At 71.0% G+C, this 22,515-nt stretch carries 15 protein-coding genes and 3 pseudogenes; 8 read left to right on the top strand and 10 right to left on the bottom strand.

Features of this window, described 5'->3' with window-relative positions; all coding sequences use genetic code 11:
* Window positions 1–115: 115 nt before the first annotated feature.
* A complete protein-coding gene (locus AOK22_RS01420) occupies window positions 116–1,549 on the bottom strand; it encodes a NarK family nitrate/nitrite MFS transporter (RefSeq protein WP_079036258.1) in 1,434 nt (477 codons plus the stop codon).
* Window positions 1,550–1,684: 135 nt separating this feature from the next.
* Window positions 1,685–4,492 carry a nitrite reductase large subunit NirB gene (gene nirB / locus AOK22_RS01415; RefSeq protein WP_055696669.1) on the bottom strand — a complete coding sequence of 936 codons (2,808 nt, stop codon included), beginning with the start codon at window positions 4,490–4,492 and terminating at the stop codon, window positions 1,685–1,687.
* A gap of 539 nt (window positions 4,493–5,031) precedes the next feature.
* On the opposite strand from nirB, the gene AOK22_RS01410 reads away from it, so the two are divergent.
* The 5 genes from AOK22_RS01410 to AOK22_RS01390 all read left to right on the top strand — a co-directional run bounded on the left by AOK22_RS01410 (window position 5,032) and on the right by AOK22_RS01390 (window position 10,550).
* Complete coding sequence (locus AOK22_RS01410; RefSeq protein WP_055696668.1) at window positions 5,032–5,721, top strand: sirohydrochlorin chelatase; 690 nt, start codon at window positions 5,032–5,034, stop codon at window positions 5,719–5,721.
* A 32-nt stretch (window positions 5,722–5,753) separates the two neighbouring features.
* A complete protein-coding gene (locus AOK22_RS01405) occupies window positions 5,754–6,998 on the top strand; it encodes a low temperature requirement protein A (RefSeq protein WP_055696667.1) in 1,245 nt (414 codons plus the stop codon).
* A gap of 178 nt (window positions 6,999–7,176) precedes the next feature.
* Window positions 7,177–8,223 carry a P1 family peptidase gene (locus AOK22_RS01400; RefSeq protein ID WP_055696666.1) on the top strand — a complete coding sequence of 349 codons (1,047 nt, stop codon included), beginning with the start codon at window positions 7,177–7,179 and terminating at the stop codon, window positions 8,221–8,223.
* 201 nt (window positions 8,224–8,424) lie between these two features.
* Entirely contained in the window at window positions 8,425–9,642 is a 1,218-nt protein-coding gene (locus AOK22_RS01395) for a L,D-transpeptidase (RefSeq protein ID WP_244164655.1), read from the top strand.
* A gap of 146 nt (window positions 9,643–9,788) precedes the next feature.
* Window positions 9,789–10,550 (top strand): DUF6227 family protein, encoded by a 762-nt coding sequence (locus tag AOK22_RS01390; RefSeq protein WP_055696665.1) that lies wholly within the window; start codon window positions 9,789–9,791, stop codon window positions 10,548–10,550.
* Window positions 10,551–10,556: 6 nt separating this feature from the next.
* Here AOK22_RS01390 and AOK22_RS01385 read toward each other — a convergent pair whose 3' ends face one another.
* Window positions 10,557–10,808 carry a hypothetical protein gene (locus AOK22_RS01385; RefSeq protein ID WP_055696664.1) on the bottom strand — a complete coding sequence of 84 codons (252 nt, stop codon included), beginning with the start codon at window positions 10,806–10,808 and terminating at the stop codon, window positions 10,557–10,559.
* A 182-nt stretch (window positions 10,809–10,990) separates the two neighbouring features.
* Window positions 10,991–11,545: pseudogene (locus AOK22_RS01380) on the bottom strand (fructose-specific PTS transporter subunit EIIC); the annotation flags it as partial.
* A gap of 273 nt (window positions 11,546–11,818) precedes the next feature.
* Between AOK22_RS01380 and AOK22_RS01375 the strand changes: the two are divergent.
* A complete protein-coding gene (locus tag AOK22_RS01375; protein ID WP_079036255.1) occupies window positions 11,819–12,808 on the top strand; it encodes a recombinase family protein in 990 nt (329 codons plus the stop codon).
* Between the two features lie 56 nt (window positions 12,809–12,864).
* Here the strand turns inward: AOK22_RS01375 and AOK22_RS42375 are convergent.
* The 5 genes and pseudogenes from AOK22_RS42375 to AOK22_RS01360 all read right to left on the bottom strand — a co-directional run.
* Window positions 12,865–12,999: pseudogene (locus AOK22_RS42375) on the bottom strand (DUF2637 domain-containing protein); the annotation flags it as partial.
* 2,238 nt (window positions 13,000–15,237) lie between these two features.
* Window positions 15,238–15,453, bottom strand: a pseudogene (locus AOK22_RS39260) (PTS sugar transporter subunit IIA); the annotation flags it as partial.
* A 67-nt stretch (window positions 15,454–15,520) separates the two neighbouring features.
* Window positions 15,521–16,468: a 1-phosphofructokinase gene (gene pfkB / locus AOK22_RS01370; protein WP_055696675.1), complete on the bottom strand. Its 948-nt coding sequence runs from the start codon at window positions 16,466–16,468 to the stop codon at window positions 15,521–15,523.
* A 98-nt stretch (window positions 16,469–16,566) separates the two neighbouring features.
* Entirely contained in the window at window positions 16,567–17,328 is a 762-nt protein-coding gene (locus tag AOK22_RS01365; RefSeq protein ID WP_055696662.1) for a DeoR/GlpR family DNA-binding transcription regulator, read from the bottom strand.
* 152 nt (window positions 17,329–17,480) lie between these two features.
* Window positions 17,481–18,185, bottom strand: a complete 705-nt coding sequence (locus AOK22_RS01360) for a TetR family transcriptional regulator (protein ID WP_055696661.1) — start codon at window positions 18,183–18,185, stop codon at window positions 17,481–17,483.
* A gap of 302 nt (window positions 18,186–18,487) precedes the next feature.
* Here AOK22_RS01360 and AOK22_RS01355 point away from each other — a divergent pair, with 302 nt between their 5' ends.
* A complete protein-coding gene (locus tag AOK22_RS01355) occupies window positions 18,488–19,741 on the top strand; it encodes an extracellular solute-binding protein (protein WP_055696660.1) in 1,254 nt (417 codons plus the stop codon).
* 63 nt (window positions 19,742–19,804) lie between these two features.
* Here the strand turns inward: AOK22_RS01355 and AOK22_RS01350 are convergent, their stop codons facing one another.
* Complete coding sequence (locus tag AOK22_RS01350; RefSeq protein ID WP_055696659.1) at window positions 19,805–21,349, bottom strand: MFS transporter; 1,545 nt, start codon at window positions 21,347–21,349, stop codon at window positions 19,805–19,807.
* A gap of 102 nt (window positions 21,350–21,451) precedes the next feature.
* Here AOK22_RS01350 and AOK22_RS01345 point away from each other — a divergent pair, with 102 nt between their 5' ends.
* The gene (locus tag AOK22_RS01345; RefSeq protein WP_237773497.1) at window positions 21,452–22,462 is read left to right on the top strand and encodes a helix-turn-helix transcriptional regulator; all 1,011 of its coding nucleotides are present in this window, start codon (window positions 21,452–21,454) and stop codon (window positions 22,460–22,462) included.
* Window positions 22,463–22,515 lie beyond the last annotated feature (53 nt).

The following is a 22,515-nucleotide window of genomic DNA, read 5'->3' as shown; positions in this document are numbered from 1 at the left end:
CATTCACAAGAATTTCCGGGAGTTCCCGTGGTACGGGCCGGGAAAACGCGGAAGGCGGGCCGGGCGCTCCCACACCCGGCCCGCCTGGACCGTGCCGCTCACCTTCCTGACGGCGTCAGCTGGGCGACTCCGCGCCCTTGCGGGCGTAGAACCACCAGGCGACCGCGATGCAGCTGACGTAGAAGCCCACGAAGCCCCACATCGCGCTGGTCACGGCGAAGTTGGCGAACATCGCCGGGATGAAGAAGAAGCCGTACGCGGCGATCGCGGAGGTGAAGCCCGTGACGGCGCCCGCCTCCATCTCCGACTGCTTCAGCGCCTTCGCGTACTCGGGCGTGCCCTCGGTCAGGCCCTTCAGGTGCTGGTTCCGGAAGATCACCGGGATCTGGCGGAACGTCGAGCCGTTGCCGATGCCCGAGAAGAAGAACGCACACAGGAAGCAGGCGAAGAAGCCCCAGAAGTTGCCGTTGTCGCCGCCGGACGGAAGGAAGTTGATGACGCCGACGATGGAGAGCGCCATGCCGACGAACGAGATGATGGTGACCCGCGCGCCGCCGATCTTGTCGGCGATCCAGCCGCCGGCCCAGCGGGCGAGCGCGCCCACGGCCGGGCCCATCCAGGCGTACGTCGCCGCGGAGTAGGCCGCGTCGATGGGGGTGAACGTGGTCTTGATGAGCATCGGCAGGGCCGCGGCGAAGCCGATGAAGGAGCCGAACGTGCCGACGTAGAGCCAGGTCATCAGCCAGTTGTGCTTGCGCTTGAAGATGATCTTCTGCTGGCTGAAGGGGGTCGCCGCGACCTTGAGGTCGTTCTGGCCGAACCATGCGACGGCGGCCAGGATCACCAGGACGGGCACCCACAGGAAGGCGGCGTTCTGCAGCCAGACCGGCGAGCCGTCGGCCTTGTGCTGGGCCGAGCCGACCGCGAGGACCGAGCTGGTGATGACGATCGGGGTGAGCAGCTGGACGACGGAGACGCCGAGGTTGCCGAGGCCGCCGTTGATGCCGGTCGCGTTGCCCTTGTCCTTCTTCGGGAAGAAGAAGCCGATGTTGGCGAGCGACGAGGCGAAGTTGGCGCCGCCGACGCCGCAGAGCGCGGCGATGACGACCATCACGCCGTACGAGGTGTCGGGGTTCTGGACCGCGATGCCGAGCCAGATCAGCGGGACGACCAGGACCACCGTGGAGAGCGCGGTGAAGCGGCGCTGGCCGACCATCGGGCCGAGGAAGGTGTAGAAGATCCGGGCCGTGCCGCCGGTCAGGCCCGGGATCGCCGTCAGCCAGAACAGCTGGGAGGTGGAGAAGCTGAAGCCGACGTCGGCGAGGTTGGTCGCGGTGACCGACCAGACCTGCCAGACGACGAAGGCGACGAGCAGGGCGGGGACAGCGATCCACAGGTTGCGGGTGGCGACCTTCTTGCCGGTGGACTTCCAGAAGAGCTCGTTCTCCGGCTCCCAGTCGGTGATGGACCGGCCGGGGCGGTACTGCGCGGGGTCGTACGACGTGCCCGCGGGCGCGGTCCGCGTCTCTTGGGCGGCAGGCGATCTCATGTTGGTTCCCAGTTCACTCAGGGTCCCGACCTTGCCACGGGGCCTGACGTATCCACGATCCGTCGCGTCGGGCCCGGGCAGCAGAGGCGTAGGACACCAGGTGAGCGGGCCAAAGACCGCGAACGCGACGGGACTTCAGACCTCACGCGCGGGCGGGCCGTCCGCCGACATCTCAGGCGTCGGTGTCCCGTCCGCCGGCACCTCGTGCACCGGCAGCGTGACCGACGGGTCGTCCAGGCACGCGCCGGTGCGCAGGTCGAACTCCTGCTTGTGCATCGGCGAGGCCACGACGGGGCGGCCGTCGCGCGTGCCCAGGATGCCGTGGGCGATCACGTCGGTCCCGGAGTACGGGTCGCGGTTGCCGACCGCGTAGACCGTGCCGCCGCTGTCCTTGAAGAGGGCGGCCTCGGAGCCGTCGGGCAGGACGGCGGCCCGGCCGCGGCCCGGCTCCAGGAACGCGGGCGAGGGCTGTGCGAGGTGCCGCTCGAAGCGTGCGAGGGCCTGCGGGTCGTCCAGGACCGCCTGCCACTCGTCGCGGTAGGCCGCCGCGTGGCGGTCCATCTGGGCCTCCAGCTCGGCGCAGATGCCGAGGGAGTCCTCGATCAGGACGGACTTCAGGTGGTCGAGGCCGCCGACGCGCTCGAACCACGGGGCGGTGCGCTCCAGGCGCTCGCCGGTGCGCAGGTAGTACATGAGGAAGCGGTCGACGAGGCGGAAGAGTGCGGCGGTGGACAGGTCGGCGGCGAGGAGATCGGCGTGGCGCGGGCTGGTGCCGCCGTTGCCGCAGACGTAGAGGTTCCAGCCGTTGGCGGTGGCGATGACGCCGATGTCCTTGCCGCGGGCCTCGGCGCACTCGCGCAGACAGCCGGAGACACCGCCCTTGATCTTGTGCGGGGTGCGCAGGCCGCGGTAGCGCAGCTCCAGGTCGATGGCGAGCTGCACGGAGTCGCCCTGCCCGAACCGGCAGAACTTGGCGCCGACGCAGGACTTCACGGTGCGCAGGGACTTGCCGTAGGCGTGGCCGGACTCCAGGCCCACGTCGACCAGGCGGCGCCAGATCGCGGGGAGTCGGTCCGCGCGGGCACCGAAGAGGTCGATGCGCTGACCGCCGGTGATCTTCGTGTAGAGGTCGAAGTCTCGGGCGACCTCGCCGATCGCGATGAGCTGGGCGGGGGTGATCTCGCCGCCGGGGACGCGCGGGACGACGGAGTAGGTGCCGTCCTTCTGGAGGTTGGCGAGGAAGAGGTCGTTGGAGTCCTGGAGGGCGGCCTGTTCGCCGTCCAGGACGTGGCCGAGGCCGAGTTCGGGAGCGAGGGTGCCGAGCACGTTGCCGACGACGGGTTTGCAGACCACGCAGCCCTCGCCGCCGAGGCCGTGCCGGGCCATCAGCTCGGAGAAGGAGCGGATGCGTTCGGTGCGGACCGTCTCGTAGATCTCGGCGCGGCTCAGCGCGAAGTGTTCGCACAGGCCCTTGGGCTTCTCGATGCCGGCGGCCGCCAGCTCCGCGTCGAGGACGGACTGGAGGGTGGAGAGACAGCCGCCGCAGCCCGTGCCGGCCTTGGTGCACCGCTTGATGCCGCCGATGTCGGTGAGGGAGTTCTCGGTGACGGCGGTGCGGACGGCGCCCTTGGTGACGTTGTGGCAGCTGCATACGACGGCGTCGTCGGGCAGGGCGTCGGCGCCGGGCAGCTCGACTCCGGACGCGGGCAGGACGTAGGCCTCGGGCGGTGCGGGCAGAGGGCGCCCCGCGTGCGGCCTCAGGGTGCCGTAGGCGTCGGCGTCGCCGACGAGGATGCCGCCGAGCAGTTGGCCCTCGGGGCCGAGGAGCAGCTTCTTGTAGACGCCCTCGCGGGTGTCGGAGAAGACGACGGAGACCGCGCCGCCGTCCTCGCCCTCGGGGGCGAAGGGGTCGCCGAAGGAGGCGACGTCGGCGCCCATCAGCTTCAGCTTGGTGGAGGTGTCGGCGCCGGTGAAGACCGCGGTGCCCTCGCCCGCGAGGGCGTCGGCGACGGTCTCGGCCATCTGGTAGCCGGGGGCGACCAGGCCGTAGACGCGGCCGTCGGAGGTCTGGGCGCACTCTCCGATGGCGTAGACGTAGGGGTCGGTGGTGCGGCAGTGCTCGTCGACGACGACGCCGCCCCGGTCGCCCACGGCGAGCCCGGCCTCGCGGGCGAGGCGGTCGCGGGGGCGCACCCCGGCGGAGAAGACGACCACGTCGGCGTCGAGGGCGCGGCCGTCGCTCAGCCGCAGGGCCCGTACGGATCCGTCGGCGTCGGTCTCGACCCGGCTCGCCCCGACGCCGGTGTGCACGGCCACGCCCATCGACTCGATGGTGGCGCGCAGGGCCGCCGCGCCGCCGTCGTCGACCTGGAGCGGCATGAGGCGGGGCGCGAACTCGACGACGTGGGTGCGCAGTCCGAGGGTGCGCAGGGCGCCCGCGGCCTCCAGACCGAGGAGTCCGCCGCCGATGACGACGCCCGTGGCGCGGCCCTCATCGGAGGCGTACGCGGTGAGAGTCTCGACGTCGTAGAGGGTGCGGTAGGTGAAGCAGCCGGGGGCGTCGGCGCCGTCGATGGGCGGCACGAACGGGTAGGAGCCGGTGGCGACGACCAGGGCGTCGTAGGGGACAGTGGCGCCGGAGGTGCTGGTGACCGTGCGGGCCTCGGTGTCGATGTGCTCGGCCGGGTCGCCCAGCCGCAGGTCGATGCCGTGCCGGGTGAGGAAGTCGCTCTCGCAGAGGGAGAGTTCGGCGTCGGTGGCGCCGGTGAACGCGGAGGAGAGGTGGACGCGGTCGTAGGCGGGCCTGTCCTCCTCCGCGAGCACGGTCACGCGCCAGCCGCGGTCGTCCGGGGCGGGGCCGGCGAGGGCGCCGCGCTCGGCGAGCAGTTCCAGGAGGCGGTGGCCCACCATTCCGTGGCCGATGAGCACCAGGTTCTGGGTCATGGGGGCACACTCCGTCGTCTCAGGTGGCTGGGTGCGTTCCCCTTGACGGTAGGCCGGGCGGGGCGGGGCTCCGGGCCGCCAAGGACCCCTCTGCGCGGGTCCAACGGCCCAGGGTGTCAGGCCCTTTGGCGGTGTTCCGGCGGCGGGCGCGGGCGTAGCGTCGACGGCGACGGGCTGCTCCCCGACCAAGAGCGCAGCCCGTGGCGATGCGGTTTCCGGGGCGGGAGTGCGGCGACACCACTGTCCTGCCCCGGGCCCGCTCGCCAGGATCTCCGGCGCGCCCGCCGCGGGCGGACCGGACCGCGCGAGAGTTCCGGGTGGGCCGATCAGTGCGACAGCTTCGGGTGGACCAGGCAGAGCGACGGCTTCCGGCGGGCCATGCGGAACCCCGACCTCCGGCCAGCCACGTGGAGCCCCGCCTTCCGTCAGGCCCGGAGCCCCGGCTTCCGGCGGACCACGCCGAGCCCCGACCATCGGCAGGCCGAGCAAGGCTGCCGCTGCCGCTCCCCGCACCCTCCGCACCCCCCTTCGTCCTCGCCGTGCACGGCAGCGCGCTGCCCGGGGCCGGTGCCACGCTGCGGCGGCTCCGCGAGCAGGTCGAGGCGATCGGTGGGGTGCGTCCCGTCGTCGGGCATCTCGACCACCAGTCCCCCTCGCTCGCCGAAGCACTGCGGGACGGCTCCGTCGTCGTCCCCTTCCTCCTCGGCGACGGCTACCACCGCACCGTCGACATCCCCGCCGTCGTCGCGGACGGAGCGGGAGGCTGCGTGCTCACCGAGGGCCTGCGCGGCGAGCCCGCCGTCGCGCTCGCCCTGCGGGACCGCCTGCGCGAGGCCGAGTCCCGCGCCGGACTGCGGGCCGACGCCGTCGTCCTCGCCTCCGCGGGCTCCTCGCGCCCCGGCGGCAACGACGGGGCGCGGATCGCCGCCCGGCAGCTGCGCCGGCTGCTGCCCGGCGTCCCCGTGCGCCCCGCGTACTGCTCGGCCGCCGCGCCCGCCGTCCCCGACGCCGTGGCCCGGCTGCGGGCGTCCGGGTACCGCAGGGTGGCCGTGGCCGCGCATCTGCTCGCGCCGGGCCGGTTCACGGTCGCGCTCGCCGCGGCGGGGGCCGACGCCGTGGCGGAGCCGATCGCCGATCACCCGGACGTGGCGGCCCTGGTCCTGCGCCGGTACGAGGAGGCCTTGCGGCGGCCGGGTGTCCCTGCCGTGGCGGTCGGCGCCGCAGCCTGATTCGGCGTACGCCTTCTGCTGTTCTGGAGGGCATGACGACCTCTCCCGACTCCCCCACGCCCGGGAACCGCAGCACCTCGGCGGGCACGCCCCCGTCACCCCCACCGTTCCCGAAGCCGCTGCGCCCGCTCCTGGCGCGCGGGCGCGACGAGGAGCACCGCGCGGCGACACCGCTGGAGCTCTTCTTCGACCTCTGCTTCGTCGTGGCGGTCGCCCAGGCCGGTGCCGAGCTCGTGCACGCCGTCGCCGAGGGGCACCCGGGCGAGGGCGTCCTCAACTACGCGATGCTCTTCTTCGCACTGTTCTGGGCCTGGGTGAACTTCTCCTGGTTCTCGTCGGCGTACGACAACGACGACGCGCTGTACCGCGTGGTCACGCTGATCCAGATCGCCGGTGTCCTCGTCTTCGCCGCCGGGGTGTCCAAGGCCTTCCAGGACCACGACTTCCTGCTGATCTGGCTCGGCTACCTGATCATGCGGATCGCGCTCGCCTCGCAGTGGCTGCGCGCGGCCAGGGCGGCGACGGGCGCCGAGCGCGCCACGGCCCTGCGGTACGCGACCGGTGTGGTGCTCTGCCAGATCGGCTGGTCGGGGCTGCTGTTCCTGCCGGAGGGCGGCCGGTCCTGGCTGTTCCTCGTGATGGCCGTCGCCGAGATGTCCGTGCCGGTGATCGCGGAGCGGGCGTACACGACGGCCTGGCACCCGCACCACATCTCCGAGCGGTACGGCCTGTTCACGATCATCGTGCTCGGCGAGACGATCGCCGCGGCGACCGTCGCGGTGAAGTCGGGCATCGACGAGCACGACGCGCTCGACGAGCTGCTGCCCATCGCCGCGGGCGGGCTCCTCATCGTGTTCGCCGCGTGGTGGATCTACTTCGTCGTGCCGATCCACGGCCGGCTGGAGAGCAACCGGCAGGCGTTCCTGTGGGGGTACGGCCACTATGTGATCCTCGGGTCGGCCGCGGCGATCGGTGCCGGGATCGAGGTGGCGGTCGAGCACGCGGTCGGCAAGGCGCACGTCTCGACATGGGCGGCGTCGGCCGCGGTGACGGTGCCGACGGCGCTGTATCTGATCACGGTGTGGGCGCTGCACTCCCGTTACTTCAAGGTGGGGCTCGCCCAGCAACTGGTGCTGCCGGTCAGCGCGTTGGCGGTGCTCGCGAGTACGTTCGCGGGGCGCTGGGCGGTGCTCGTGGCGGGGCTCGTGACGGCGGCGACGGTCGCGACGGGGACGACGCTCACCGCACGCATGACCCGCCGGGCAGCGGCGGCATGACGGACCGGTCGTCGGGCCCGGTACACACAAGACCCGACGACCGGTACGCACAAGACCCGACGACCGGTACACACGCGACCCGACGACCGGTCCGCACCCGGCCCCACGCCGACGGGTTCCGGCCCGGCGCCCGGCACACGACTGCCCGCAGGCCGCCCCGCGTGATACGCATCGACGCATGACTCGTAAGAGCACGGACTCCCTGACCGATGTCGCGGGCCTGCGCGTCGGGCATGCCACCCGGGTCGGCGACGGGCACCTCACCGGGACCACCGTCGTGCTGGCCCCGGAGGGCGGGGCCGTCGCCGCCGTGGACGTACGCGGCGGCGGGCCCGGCACCCGTGAGACGGACGCGCTCGATCCGCGCAATCTGGTGCAGCGCGTCGAGGCCCTCGTCCTGACCGGCGGCAGCGCGTACGGCCTGGACTCCGCGGCCGGTGTGATGGCGTGGCTGGAGGAGCACGGCCGGGGCGTGCGGGTCGGCCCCGACCCCGCGCACGTCGTGCCGGTCGTCCCGGCCGCCTGCGTCTTCGACCTGGGCCGCGGCGGCGACTTCGCGGCCCGCCCCGACGCGGCGACCGGCCGGGAGGCCGTGGTGGACGCCGCGCGCACCGAACCGTTCGCGCCGGTCGAGGAGGGCAGCGTCGGCGCGGGCACGGGCGCGGTGGTCGGCCGGGTCAAGGGCGGCATCGGCAGCGCGAGCGTCCGCCTGGACTCGGGGATCACGGTCGCCGCGCTGGTCGTGGCGAACGCCGCGGGGTCGGGCTTCGATCCGGAGACGGGCGCGCTGTACGGGCGGTACTTCCAGGGGCGGCAGGTGCGTTACCCCTCGCCCGAGGCCCATGAGGAGGCGAGGCGGCGCCTGGCCGAGGCCGCCGCGAAGAACGCGGAGAACGGTCCGCCGCCGCTGAACACCACGCTCGCCGTGGTCGCCACCGACGCCGACCTCACCAGGGCCCAGGCCCAGAAGCTGGCCGGCACCTCGCACGACGGCATGGCGCGCGCGGTCCGCCCGGTCCATCTCCTCAACGACGGGGACACGGTCTTCGCCCTCGCCACCGGCGAGCACCCGCTGGCCGCCGACCACCCCCTCGCCCTGAACGAGATCCTCGCGGCGGGCGCGGACCTGGTGACGGAGTCGATCGTGCGGGCGCTGCTCGCGGCGGAGTCCGTCGAAACACCGGGCGGAACATTCCCCTCGTACAGCGATCTTTATCGGCAATAGCAGACAAAAAGAATTAAAGGGAGCTAATATAGAATAGCTCCACAAAGGGCGTGAAATACCGTCAACTGCGTGGCGCACAGGGCGCATTGAGGGGATCTCGCGCCCCCAATGTGCCCGTACTCACATCCTTTGGAGGGAACCTCTCCGCGCACTGGTGGCTCTTTACTCGTACTGGATCAGAACACGTACTTGGAGCAGCCCGTGACAAGGTCGGTCATAGTCAACCCCCGGCGCCGTGCCCTGCTGGCGGCCACCGCGCTCGCCGCCGTGGGTGCGCTGACCCTCACGGCCTGCGGCGGTGACGCCGACGCCAAGGACGACAAGAAGGGCGGCAGCTCGGCCGCCAAGGGCGCCGACATCACCATCTCCTCGAAGGACGGCGCCACCGACGCCTCGATCAACGCCACCGGCGTCAAGGTCAAGGGCGGCAAGCTGACCAGCGTGAAGATGACGTCGGTGACGTCGGGCGCCGCGGTCGAGGGCACCATCTCCGGCGACGGCGCCAGTTGGAAGCCCAAGGCCCAGCTGGAGCGCGGCACCAAGTACAAGGTGACCGCCAACGCCAAGGACGGCGAGGGCAACGCGGCGACCGAGAACGCGACGTTCACGACGGTCTCCTCGGCGAACAGCTTCATCGGCACCTACACGCCCGACGGCGGCGCCAAGGTCGGTGTCGGCATGCCGGTCTCCTTCACCTTCGACAAGGCGATCACGGAGAAGAAGGACGTCCAGTCGCACATCACGGTGACGTCCAGCAGCGGCCAGAAGGTCGTCGGCCACTGGTTCGGCAACCAGCGCCTGGACTTCCGGCCCGAGGAGTACTGGAAGGCCGGTTCCACGATCACCATGAAGATCGCGCTGGACGGCGTGAAGGGCGCGAACGGCGCCACCGGCGTCCAGAACAAGACGGTCACCTTCACCATCGGCCGCGCCCAGGTCTCCACGGTCGACGTGCAGGCCAAGAAGATGACGGTCGAGCGCGACGGCAAGGTCATCAAGACCGTCCCGATCTCCGCGGGCAGCCCGTCCAACCCGACGTACAACGGCAAGATGGTGATCTCCGAGAAGTTCACCCAGACCCGCATGAACGGCGACACGGTCGGCTTCGGCGGCGAGTACGACATCAAGGACGTGCCGCACGCCATGCGCCTGTCCCAGTCGGGCACCTTCATCCACGGCAACTACTGGGGCTCGCCGTCCATCTTCGGCAGCGCCAACACCAGCCACGGCTGCGTCGGCCTCCAGGACGCGCGCGGCGCGGGCGACCCGAACACCCAGGGCGCGTGGTTCTTCAACAACTCCCTGATCGGCGACGTCGTGACGGTCAAGGGCTCCCCGGACAAGACCATCGCCCCGGACAACGGCCTCAACGGCTGGAACATGTCCTGGAGCGAGTGGACGGCGGGCAGCGCGAGCTGACGCCCGCGCCGGAACGCAACAGCTGATCGAGCCACGTGGGAACCACCCACGTGGCTCGTGCGTTTTCCCGTTCCCGGGCATGATGTCGGACCCAGGGGCTACGGTATGCACTCACCAGGTGACATGCAGCAACGCCGGGAGAAGCCTTGAGCGTTCCGTACGAAACGGCGTACGAGCCACCCGAGTCGCCCGAGCCACACTCTCCGGAGGAGCACCTCGAGCGACTCCTCGGCCGCGCCCTCAACTCCTTCGACCTGCCCGACGAGGTGATGGGCCGGCTCGGTTCCGCCCTCGCCCACGACAGCGCCCTGCACTCCGCACACCACAGCTCGGGCCTGCACCGCGAGACGTACAGACACACCTGGCTGCTCGCCGACGCGACGGTGCTGACGCTCTGGGAGCTGGTCCACAACACCGCGCCGGGCAGCGCCCCGACGCATGAGATCTACGCCGACGAGGAGGAGGCGGGCGTCGCCACCTCGCGGCTGCCGCTGCCGCCCGATCCGCCACTGTGCGGCCGTCATCTCGCGCTCCAGCTGCCGCCGGAGACCTCGCCCCGGCACGCGTACGTCCCGGACGACTCCGCGGACCACGCGCGCCGCGTGCTGCGCCGCGCGGAGAACCCGGACGGCGACCGGCCCGGGGAGGACGTCACGGCCCAGCTGCGTTCGGCGTTCGCGCACCGGATCACGCAGGCCTTCGGCCGCTCCCGCCTGTCCGGCGACGCGCGCCAGAACTTCGCGCTCTACGAGCACGCGTTCCTGCTCTTCGACGGCGGCGAGATCAGCCTGTGGGAGGTGGAGCACACCCTCACGCCGGACGGCCGGCACATGTGCGAGGTGTACGTCTCCGAGGAAGCGGCCCGCGCGGCGATGGCACGCAGGGCCGAAGGGGTGCGCGGGGCCTAGGGCCGGCTAGCGGCCCTCGCCGTACTGCCGTACGAGACCGGCGAAGGCGGCGCGCTCGTCCGCCGTGAGCTCCACGGTCTCGGCGCGCGGCGGGCCCTGCTGGACCGGCAGGGCGCGGAGCGCCTGGGCCTGACGCCACACCTGCACGTCGAGGCGGTCCCTGCGCATCACCCGCACCAGGCCGACGGCCCAGACGACGGTCGCCACGGCGAGCACGGCCACGCCTATCTGCTGAACGATCGAGACATCCTGGAGCATGCGGCCCAGTAGACAACAACGCCCAGGACTTCCGACAGGGGGGTTATGGGACTTAGGTCCCGAAGTGACGCAAGTCGCACAGCTGATGGGCCGCGCCTGTGGAGACCGCCGCAGTCTCCACAGGCACGGCCCATCGGTGTCGAACCGTCCGGATCAGGCCCTTCGGATCAGGTTCTTCCGCATCAGGCCGTGGCCGGTACGCGCTCGTCCTCGGCCGGCGTCGCGGCCGCCGCGTCGCCCTCCGCCGCCCCCGAAGGGGTCGGCTTCCGGGCGCTCTTGAGCAGGACGACCACGAGGGTCGAGACGCAGACGCCGGCGGCGATCGCCACGAGGTAGAGCAGCGGGCTGCCGATGAGCGGCACCACGAAGACACCGCCGTGCGGCGCGCGCAGGGTGCAGCCGAAGGCCATCGACAGGGCGCCGGTGACCGCGCCGCCCGCCATCGACGCGGGGATCACGCGCAGCGGGTCGGCGGCCGCGAAGGGGATCGCGCCCTCGGTGATGAAGGAGGCGCCGAGGAACCAGGCCGCCTTGCCGTTCTCCCGCTCGGTCCTGGTGAAGAGCCGGCCGCGCACGGTCGTGGCGAGCGCCATGGCCAGCGGCGGCACCATGCCGGCCGCCATCGCCGCGGCCATCACCTTCAGGGAACCGTCGGTCGGGTGGGCGAGGCCGCCGACCGCGAAGGCGTACGCGACCTTGTTCAGCGGGCCGCCGAGGTCGAAGCACATCATCCTCCCCGAGGACTACTTGAAACTGCACCGCGCCCTCACCGTGGACAAGAACGGGCTGTACGCCATCACGGACACCAAGACCGTGTTGGACGTACACAACGATGCGGAGATGCTTCGGGGGCTGCTCACCTCAGCCATGGGTGAGCGCGAAGTGGTCAAGGTCAAGAGGCGCGTAAGCCGCAACGTTCGGGACCAGGCCCTTGAGGGCACGCCGAGTGGGCCCGCCGGTTCGGTTGGAAGGGCGCAGATCCCGATACCGGGCGCAAGGTCAACGAGAAGCTGGAGCCCAAGGAAGCCAAAGTGCTGCGCACAGCTATTGAGTTGGCACTGAAGGGCAAGCAATGGGCGACGATCGTCAAGCACTTCGACGAGAGCGGCCATCTGACCGTGCGTGGCAACAAGTGGTCCACGACGCCGGTTCAGTACATGCTCACGAACCCCGCGCTCTGCGGATACCGCATGATCAACGGTGAGTTGGTCCGGGATCCGAAGACCGGCAAGCCGCTCGTCGGCCAGTGGGAAACCGTCTGCACGCCGGAGGAGTGGCGCAGGCTCATTGCCCGCTGCACCGTGTGGTTCAACCTCGACGGGGACACGGCATCGACCCGCTACCGCGAGAAGGTGAAGCGGGAAGGGAAGAAGGACTACCGGGGCATCGCCGAGGCCACCCGCCGATTCCTCCTGACGAACATCGCTCGATGCGGATACGTCAGGGAGGACGGCACCATGTGCCTCGCGAAGATGAAGGGCATGGGCCCCACCGGCACGAACAAGCAGGACCGCTACCGGTGCGGGGACCCACGGTGCAACAAGGTGAGCCGCCGTGCCGACCTCGTGGACGACGCCATCAAGCGCATGGTGGTCAAGGTCCTTGAGGAGCAGTACTCCGATCTGGTTCCCCAGGAGCAGCCTTGGTACGGCGAGGAGACCCTTAACGCCTTGCTCGCACAGCGGCAGGAGATCAAGGACTCATACAAGGCCCGGCTGATCACCCTCGCCGATTACCTGGAGTTCAAGGACGAGAATGACGCCCAGGTCGCCACGTCGCAGAAGGACCGCGACGACTTCTACGCCGAGCAGGCCGCCAAGAACTTCCTCGCCGGGTTCTCCGTAGAACGGTGGGAGAACGAGTTCGACATGCGGCAGAGGCGCCGGGCCATAGCGATCGTGCTGCAAGCTGTCATCATCCACCCACTCCCCCAGGGCCGTTCGCGGAGCAGCAGGTTCGATGTCGACCTGTTGGAGCCAGTTCCGAGGAAGAGCTGCTGAAGGAGTTCCCGCAGTTCCTCAAGCTGTCCCTCTCCCAGGCGAGGGGCAGCTTGCGCTAGCCGTATGGCTGCCTTCATCTGCTCAGGCGGGACACCGCGCAGGGAGAGATAGCGCAAAACCACCAGGAGCCCGACCACGGACAGATCCACCATCGGGGCGATGAGCGGCGCGATGGGAGCGGGGACGCCCAGGTGACCCCTTCGGCTACGAAGCTGGCGTGCCGCGCATCGTCCACGCAGCGTAGGTACCTGCTTACACCCCCACACAGCAGAGGACCCCACCCGCATTGGGTGGTGGGGCCCTCTCACGTGCTGGATCACTCGCCCAGATCGATGCTCAGTTCGTCAGCAAGCTCCCGCAGGGTGCCCCTGCGGGACATCTCCGCCACAACGAGGAAGGCGCCGTGTTCGACGCCTGTGCCACGAGCTTCGACGCGGTGTAGGGCACCGCGGAGCCGGTGCAGCTCGCGGCTGCTCCGATTCGGCTGCCCCTTCCTCTGCGGCGGGGTCGCTTTCGTAGGTGTAACCAGGGGGCGGAAGTGCCGAGTCGGCTTCTGGGATTGAGAGGCTACGACGCACCAATAGGAGCATTTCAAGCTCAGCTTCCTCGTACTTCTGTTGCCGCTCATGGAAGTCGGGATTCTCGGGTGCGTCATACTCCCCGAAGTGACCCCAGGACCATGCGGCACCGTAAGCAGCCGACGCGGCAGCCGCCACATTTCGGTCGGCGTAGAACTCCAGCTGCGCGAGCTTGGCGTATGCGTCAGACTGCCATCCCTCTGGCAACTCAGGCCCATCTGTGAAGCCGTAGCAATGGTTGTAGGTTCTAGCCAGTGCCTTCACCGCCTCATAGAACTCCACGAACGACTGTCGACGGTGCTCGAAGGTTCGGGCCTCATCTTCGCGAGCCCAGAGCTCGCGCTCGCGTTCTCGCTCACGAACCCAGGCGACGGTTTCACGGCGATCTGACGCACGCTGGGTAATCAGACTGCCTGTGATCCACGCGGCTAGCGTGCCTGACACGCTAGTCCAGCAACCACCAGCAGTACCCACAGAGGAGTAGTAGTCACTCCTCACTTTTCCCAGTCCTATGGCTGGCTGACGACTACACCGGCTCTCTGCAAGTCCGCGCCAGGCCAGCATGGTTCAGGGCATCAACGTGGAGCGCGCCACTGTACGAACGACCTTGACGGCTGGGTCACGTCCGCTCGGCTCTTCCTGGGTCGTTGGCGGACGGGACGGGAGTTCCACCGCGGCCGACACTCGCCAGAGGCGCCCCCGTCAGCCCAGCCCTCCTGGAGCGAGACCGCCTCTTGCACACGGGCGCTTCTTCAGATCGGAGCCCAGTCGGCGCCTGTTCCTGGCGACCAGCAGGGGCGGGACACCCACTGGACGACACCCAAGTAGGTCTGCCTGCATGACACTTATGTCTCAACCTCCCCACGTGAGGACTAAAGCCCTTTCCCTAAAGGGCCTAAAGGCTCTTACCTTGCGTAACCTTTTCCAGAGGATGCAACTGCCGTCCTGATGTGGGATGTTGCTGTGGACCACAAGTCGCAGGACCACGGTTGCGACTTGAAGAACGCAAAAGGGCCCAACACGCAGGCCTTTCGGGGAGATTTGAAGTGCAAGCCAGTGAAAATGCTCTGACCTCAGGGCCCAACAGGAGGTCCCTACAGCTGCTGTTCGCGGCGGCATTCACCGCTCTCGCAGTGCTGTTTCTCAGCATTGGACCAGCAGCACCCGCGCACGCGGCGTCGAAGCGCGTCTGCGCGCCCTCCAAGAAGTGCGTAACGACGAAGAAGTACTGCCCGCCCGGCTCAAAGTGCGGAAAGCGCGTCTTCAAGGAAGTGCCTAAGACTCAGTACTGCTCTTCGTCGGTTGGCTGCTTCACCTATAGGGGAAAGAACTACCGGTACATCGGCGGCCCTTCCCTGACCGCGAAGCAACAACAGCAGGTTTGGAAGTGTGCGTCTTCGCTGGGCGTGACTGGGCTTGGCGCAGCCGTTGCGACGGGCCCTGTAGGAGTCACCATCCTTGGCGTTGCCGTCTCCCTCTGGGGATGCACGTGATCCAAGGCGTCTCGGTCGTCGATCCAGGACCACCAGAGATCCGCCAACTGGCACAGCGCTGAGGCAGGCCACCACAGGCCAACTGCGTTACACGAGTTCGGCCCCATCTGAGCCAGCCAGACGTGGTAGCTCTACAAAGGCATCCTGGCTGGAGCCACACGGCCACCGCGCGACAGAGGGCCCCACCCGCGATGGGTGGGGCCCTCCTCGTTGGTACCGGGTCACTCACCCAGCTCAATGCCCAGTTCCTCAGCCAGCTCCCGCAGACCTTCGGTGGGAATCTTCGGCACCTTGGCCGCCTGTCGAGCCGCCCAGCGATCCAACTCTTCATCCATAGTGGCTCCGACCTGCACTTTCCGTGCGCGCTGCGGCAGTGCGGGATGCCGATGCCGCCGTCCAGGCCGGTCGGCATCTGCGCCTCGCGGGCCGCCACGTCGGCGAGGAACCCCTCCAGGTCGGTCACCCGGCCCAGGGCCACCATCCGTTCGGCGAGCGCGCGGGACGCCGCTTCCTTGGTGTCGGCGGACAGGTCGAGTTCGAGGTCGACCAGGTCCGCGGTGATCATGTCGGTCATCGCGGGCTCCTTCGCACGCGTATCGCCCGGCGGGCGGCGGATGTTGGGGGGACGGCGGCAGGAGGGTTCATGCGGCGGGCTCCGTCAGTACGCGGTCCAGCGGCACGTCGGACGTCACGGTGACCGCGTCCGGGACGAGGTCCGCGGGGGACGGCATCACGCTGCCCGGCAGCTGGACGGCGGCGGCGCCGTGGGCCACGGCCGAGGCGAGCGCGGCCGGTCCGGCGCCGCCCGCGATCAGGAAGCCGGCCAGGGAGGAGTCACCGGCGCCGACGTTGCTGCGCACGGCGTCGACGGGAGCGCTCGCGAAGTGCGCGCCCGCGTCGTCGACCAGGAGCTGTCCGTCGGCGCCGAGGCTCGCGAGGACGGCCCGCGCGCCCAGCTCCCGCAGTTCCTCGGCCGCCTTGACCGCGTCGCCGACCGTGGCGAGGGGGCGGCCGACGGCCCCGGCGAGCTCTTCGGCGTTCGGCTTGACGACGTCGGGGCGCTCGGCGAGGGCGGCGAGCAGGGCCGGGCCCGAGGTGTCGAGGGCGATACGGGCACCGGCGGCGTGCGCGCGGGCCACCAGCTCCGCGTACCAGGAGGGCTCAAGGCCGCGCGGCAGGCTGCCGCAGCAGGCGATCCAGTCGGCGCCGGACGAGCGCTCGCCGACGGTGGCGAGCAGCGACTCCCGCTCGCGCTCCGAGAGTTCGGGGCCGGGGGCGTTGATCTTCGTGAGGGTGCCGTCGGGCTCCGCGACCGCGATGTTGGAGCGGGTCTGGCCGGCGACGGGGACCGGGGCGACCTCGATGCCCTGCTCGTCCAGGAGCTGGGCGACCAGCGCGCCGGGCGCGCCGCCGAGGGGCAGCACGGCGACCGTCCGCACGCCCGCCGCCGCGACGGCCCGCGAGACGTTGACGCCCTTGCCGCCCGGGTCCATGCGGTCGCCGGTGGCGCGGACGACCTCGCCGCGGTCGAGGACGGGGACCTCGTAGGTGCGGTCGAGGGAGGGGTTGGGGGTGACGGTGAGGATCATGCTCGTACCGGCTGCTTCCTTGGTCATGCGGGCCGTGCTCATGCGGGCCGTACTCATGCGGGTCTTGCTCGCACGGGCCTTGCTCGCGCGGGCCTTGCTCACGCGCGCACTACTTCCGTGCCACCGCGCTCGATGGCGGCCGCGTCGTCGGGGTCGAGTCCGGTGTCGGTGATCAGCAGGTCCACGTCGGCGAGGTCGCCGAAGCGGGCGAAGTGCTCCTGGCCGTGCTTGGCGGAGTCCGCGAGCAGGACGACGCGGCGGGCGGCGGCGACGGCCGCGCGCTTGACCGCGGCCTCGGCGAGGTCGGGGGTGGTGAGCCCGGCCCCGGCGGAGAAGCCGTTGGCGGCGAGGAAGAGGACGTCGGCGCGGATCTCGCCGTACGCGCGAAGGGCCCAGGCGTCGACGGCCGCGCGCGTACGCTGCCGGACCCGGCCCCCGATGAGGTGGAGCTGGATGCCGGGGTGGTCGGCGAGGCGGGCGGCGGTGGGCAGTCCGTGGGTGACGACGGTGAGCGTCGACTCCAGCGGGAGCGCCGCCGCGAGCCGCGCGACGGTCGACCCGGCGTCGAGGATGACGCTGCCCTCGGCGGGCAGTTCGGCGAGGGCGGCGCGGGCGATGCGGTCCTTCTCGTCGGCGGCGGTGCCCTCGCGCTCGGCGAGGTCCGGCTCGAAGTCGAGGCGGCCCGCCGGTATGGCTCCGCCGTGCACGCGGCGGACCAGGCCGGCCCGGTCGAGGGCCTTCAGGTCGCGGCGGATGGTCTCGGCGGTGACCTGGAACTCCTGGGCGAGCGACAGCACATCGACCCGCCCGCCGTCCCGCGCGAGCCGCAGGATCTCCTGCTGCCGCTCCGGTGCGTACATGTCCGTTCGCCTCCGCCGAATGCCCGAGCTTGTTGTTTCACTCGGAGACTACGACTGGATTTCGCCAAAGTAAACAGGTTCGGGTGCCACTCGGACACAAACGGACTTACGTCCCGACGGGGGCGCCCCCTTCGCCCCGGGCCCGCGGGGGCCTACGGCCAGGGAAAGGCGTCCAGCGCCCCGAAGCAGCGCACGGCCAGCGCGGCCGGACCCTCGGGCCCCGCGGCCGGTGCGTCACCGGCGGCCCACGACTCGACGGCCACCCGCACCGCGGCACTGGCCACACCCGCCGCGAGCCGCAGTTCCGGCGAGGGCGCACCGGCAGCCGAGGCCCCGTCGCCGCCCGCAGGCTCCCCCTGCCCCGTCCGCCCGGCGAGCACCGCGAGGAGCGTCTCCTCCGAGTCGTGGCACGTGGCCGCCCACACCGCGCGCAGCGCCGGGCTCTCCGCCGACAGCCGCAGCAGCGACCGCACCCACTCCAGGGACTCCACGGCCGCGGCGCCCTCGGCGGCGAGCGCGTCCGTCACCGCGTACCGCAGCGCGTCCGGGACCGCGAGGTCCGCCGGCGCGGCGCGCACCGCCTCCGCCCACTGCTGCGCGCCCGCGCCGAAGAGCGGGGAGACCGCCTCCTCCTTGGTCGCGAAGTAGCGGTAGAAGGTGCGCGGCGCGACGCCCGCGGCCCGCGCGATGTCCTCGGCGCGGGTGGCCCGCAGCCCGTCGGCGGCGAAGAGCGACGCCGCCGTGCGGGCGATGTGGAGGCGGGTCTCGGCCTTGCGGCGCTCGGTCAGTGACGGCGGTGACGCCGAGAGCTGCGGCGACGACACCGGGGGCTGCGGCGACTGCGAACGTGCGGGCATGGCACGCAGGTTATGCCAGCCGCGCGCACGAGCCCCCGGCGTCGGCCGTACGGGCGCATTGCGGGCACCGCGCCGCCGCCCCGCGGGCGCGGCACAGGGCTCGCACGGGCACCGCACGGGCAACCACGCGGGCACTGCACGAACGCCACACGGGCAACCGCACGGCTCCGCACAGGCGCCGCACGGGCACCACACAGGCCCTCGAAGTCACGTACTGCCCATATGGCAGAATCTGCCACCGCAACGCGCGACAGGACCGCAGAACCGCAAGAGTGCACGCGAGCAAGAGGTGGCAGACAGCAGTGCGTCGTCGGCAGTTCCTTCTCCAGACCGCCGGTCTCGCCGGCGCCACCGCGCTCGGCACCGCCGGCCTCAGCGGCTGCTCGGCCGAGACCGACACCCCGCTCAAGCTGCTCGTCGCGAGCTACGACAAGAGCGTGGGTTCCTCGATCGGCGACCAGTGGGGCAGCCTCATCGCCGCCTTCAAGAAGGCGCACCCGGGCATCGATGTCGCCCTGGAACGCGTCCCGTTCGCCAAGCTCGACCAGACCCTCGCCCAGCGCGTGAAGGACGGCAGGGCACCCGACATCGCGCAGTCCAACTTCTTCGCGCCCTACGCCGAGGACGGCAAGCTCTACGGCGCGTCCGACCTCTTCGACGTGCGCACCGAGGGCGACTTCATCCGCTCTTACGCGGAGGCGGGCATGGTCAACCGCGTCCAGTACGGGCTGCCCTTCCTGGCCAGCACCCCCCGGCTCTTCTACAACAAGGCCCTCTTCAAGCAGGCCCGCGTGAAGGCGCCCCGCTCCTGGGCCGAACTGCGCGAGGCCGCCCAGGCGTTGAAGGCGATCGGCGTGCCCACGCCGTACGGCCTCCAGCTCGGCCCGGAGGCCGCCGAGGACGAGGCGCTGGCCTGGCTGCTCGCGGACGGCGGCGGCTACGCCGGGCTCACCGGCTACGACTTCGCCAACCCCAGCAACATCGACACCCTGACCTGGCTGCGCGACAACCTCGTGAAGCCGGGGCTCGCGGGCCCGGACCCGAAGTCGCTGTCGCGGACGGACGCGTACGCGCAGTTCCTCGGCGGCCGGATCGGGATGATGATCGCGCACCCGGTCCTGATGGGCGCCGCCGACAAGGCCGAGTTCCCCTACGCGCACGCCCCGTTCCCCAAGAAGCTCGGCGGGATCGCGCCGCCGGTGGGCCTCAACGACTGGCTGATGGCGTTCAAGCAGAACGGGCGGCGCGAGCAGTGCGGCACGTTCCTGAGCTATTTGTACGGCCGGAAGTCCGCCACCGCGTACGGCGGCGGCCAGTCCGCGCTGCCGGTCACCGGCTCGGCGTCGGACGCCCTGCGCAAGGACCGCCGGCAGCGCCCGATGTGGGACTTCATCGACCAGATGCCGCAGGCGCAGTTCCAGCCGACGGCCCTCGGCTCGTGGCCCGAGGTCAGGGGCGCGGTGCGCCGCAGGATCGGCGAGGCGGTGGCCAAGGACGGCAGCCCGAAGGCGGTCCTGGAGGCGCTGGACGCGACGGCGGCGCGGGCGGAGCTCTAGGCTCCGCCCGCGCGGGCGTGGTCGCCGCGCGGCCCACGCCGCCGGCACGTCCCGCGCGACGCCTCAGGAGGCCAGCGCCGGCTCCTTTTCCTGCGGCTCCCGCGGCTCCCCCGCCGGAACGGGCTGGTCGCCGCCGCCCTCCACGTGCTGCCGCGGCTTCTTCGGCAGCGCGAACATGATCAGGAAGATGACGGCGAGCACGCCCGCCACCCACCACAGCGAGTTCCGGAAGCCGTCCACGAACTCCGCGGGGATCCGGTCCGGCGTGACGCGCTCGTCGATCACGCCGAAGAAGACCACCGACACCAGGCCGAGGCCGAGCGCGGTGCCCATCTGCTGCACGGTGTTGATGAGCCCGGACGCCGAACCGGCGTGCTCCTGCGGGACGTCGGAGAGGACCGCGTCCGTCAGCGGGGCCACGATCAGCCCCATGCCGAGGCCCATCACGACCAGCGGGAGCGCCATCTGCCAGGAGGCGATGTCCGCGCCGTACCGGCCGGACTCCCAGAGGTAGATCAGCACGCCCGCGGCCATCGTCAGGGCGCCGGTCTGGAGCACCTTGCGGCCGAAGCGGGGCACGAGCTTCTGCACGGAGACGCCGGCCGCCGCCGAGACGGCGATCGAGAACGGCACACCGGTCAGTCCGGCGCGCAGCGCGCTCCAGCCGAGGCCCTCCTGCATGTAGAGCGTCCAGACCAGGAAGAAGATGCCCATCGTGACGCCGAACACGGTCTGCACCGCGATGCCCGCCGCGAAGCTCTTCACCTTGAACAGCGACAGCTCCACGAGCGGCGAGCCGTCCTTCGCGGTCTTCCACTTCTCGTACGCGACGAGGGCGCCGAAGACGACGAACGCGCCGGCCATCATGACGTGACCCCAGACGGGCCAGCCCAGCTCGCGGCCCCGGGTGAGCGGGTAGAGCAGCATCAGCAGGCCGAGGGTGACCATGACGACGCCGACGAGGTCGAGCTTGAGGGCCCGGGGCGCCTTGGACTCGGTGATGAACCTCCGGCCGAGGAGGAGGCCCGCGATGCCCACCGGCAGGTTGATGAGGAAGATCGGGCGCCACTCCAGGCCGAAGAGGTTCCACTGCGTGAGCAGCGCGCCGAGCAGCGGCCCGGAGACCGCGCCGAGGCCGACGACCATGCCGAACAGTCCGAAGACCTTGCCGCGCTCGTGGGCGGGGAAGGTCGCGTGCACGATCGAGAGCACCTGCGGCACCATCAGCGCCGCCATGCCGCCCTGGAGGATGCGGGAGGCGACCAGCATCTCCGGGTTCACCGCGAAGCCGCAGAGCGCGGAGGCGACGGTGAACCCGGTGATGCCTATGAGGAACAGCCGCTTGCGGCCGTGGATGTCGCCGAGCCGCCCGCCGGTGATGAGGCCGGCGGCGAAGGCGAGGGTGTAGCCCGCGGTGATCCACTGGATCTGGCTGAACGTGGCGCCCGCGTCCCGCTGGATGGACGGGATGGCGATGTTGACGATCGTGACGTCGACCAGGTCCATGAAGGCGGCGGTCATCACGATGGCCAGGGCGAACCAGCGCCGCCGGTCGGAGGCGACGCCCTCCGCCCCGGCCGACGGAGGAGTGGTGCTCGGTGAAGTCATGCGGCAAGGCTAGGACGCATATAGGTCAGGTAGTGACCTAGTTGTCCGGCACGCTGGACGCGGTGACGGACGGCACGAGGAGGACGACATGGGGAGGTCGGCATGACCGTGGACCGGATGGGGGCCGCGGGTGGGAGTGACACTCCGGCTCGGCTCTTCCAACTGCTCTCGTTGCTCCAGACGCCCCGCGAGTGGCCCGGCGCCGAGCTGTCCGAGCGGCTCGGGGTGAGCCGGCGGACCGTGCGGCGCGACATCGACCGGCTGCGGGACCTCGGCTATCCGGTGCGGGCCAGCCAGGGCGCGGCCGGCGGGTACCGGCTCGTCGCGGGCAAGGCCATGCCGCCGCTGGTACTCGACGACGAGGAGGCCGTGGCCATCGCGGTCGGCCTGCGCGCCGGGGCCGGGCACGCGGTGGAGGGCGTCGAGGAGGCCTCGGTGCGGGCGCTCGCCAAGCTGGAGCAGGTGCTGCCCTCGCGGCTGCGCCACCGCGTCTCCGCGCTCCAGATCGCGACGACGCCTCTGACCAGCGGGGACGGGGCGAGCATCGCTCCGGAGACGCTGACGGTGATGGCGTCGGCCGCGGCCGGTCACGAACGCCTCCGCTTCGCCTATCGCGCGGGCGACGGCACGGAGTCGCGCCGCCTGACGGAGCCGTACCGGCTGGTCTCGACGGGGCGGCGCTGGTACCTCGTGGCGTACGACATCGACCGCGAGGACTGGCGGACGTTCCGTGTGGACCGGGTGGCCGAGCCGTTCCCGACGGGCGCGCGGTTCGTGCCGCGCGAGCTGCCGACGGGGGACGCGGCGGAGTTCATCCGCGAGTCGATGTGGCGCGGACACCAGCGGTCGTACGCCCTGGACGTGACGTTCGAGGCCCCCGCGGAGTTCGTGACGGCACGGCTGCCGTCGGCGCTCGGCACGGTGGAGCCCCTGGACGGGAACCGCTGCCGTCTGCGGGGCACGGTCTCGGACTCCGTCGAGTGGCTGGCGGTCCGCCTGGCGGTGACGGACTGCGACTTCACGGCACACGAGCCGGGGGAACTGGTGGACGTCCTGAGGGACATGGGCGCCCGCCTGACGAGATCGGCGGAACCCGCCCCGCCCACCGACTGACGGAGCTCCGTGCCCGAGAGAAACCCGCCGACGGCGAGAACGGGTGGGCGGGC

The sequence above is a fragment of the Streptomyces silaceus genome (assembly GCF_001419745.1).
GTDB lineage: Bacteria > Actinomycetota > Actinomycetes > Streptomycetales > Streptomycetaceae > Streptomyces > Streptomyces silaceus.
Note: the sequence above shows the minus strand (reverse complement) of the source record. Positions and strands in the feature narration are given on the sequence as shown.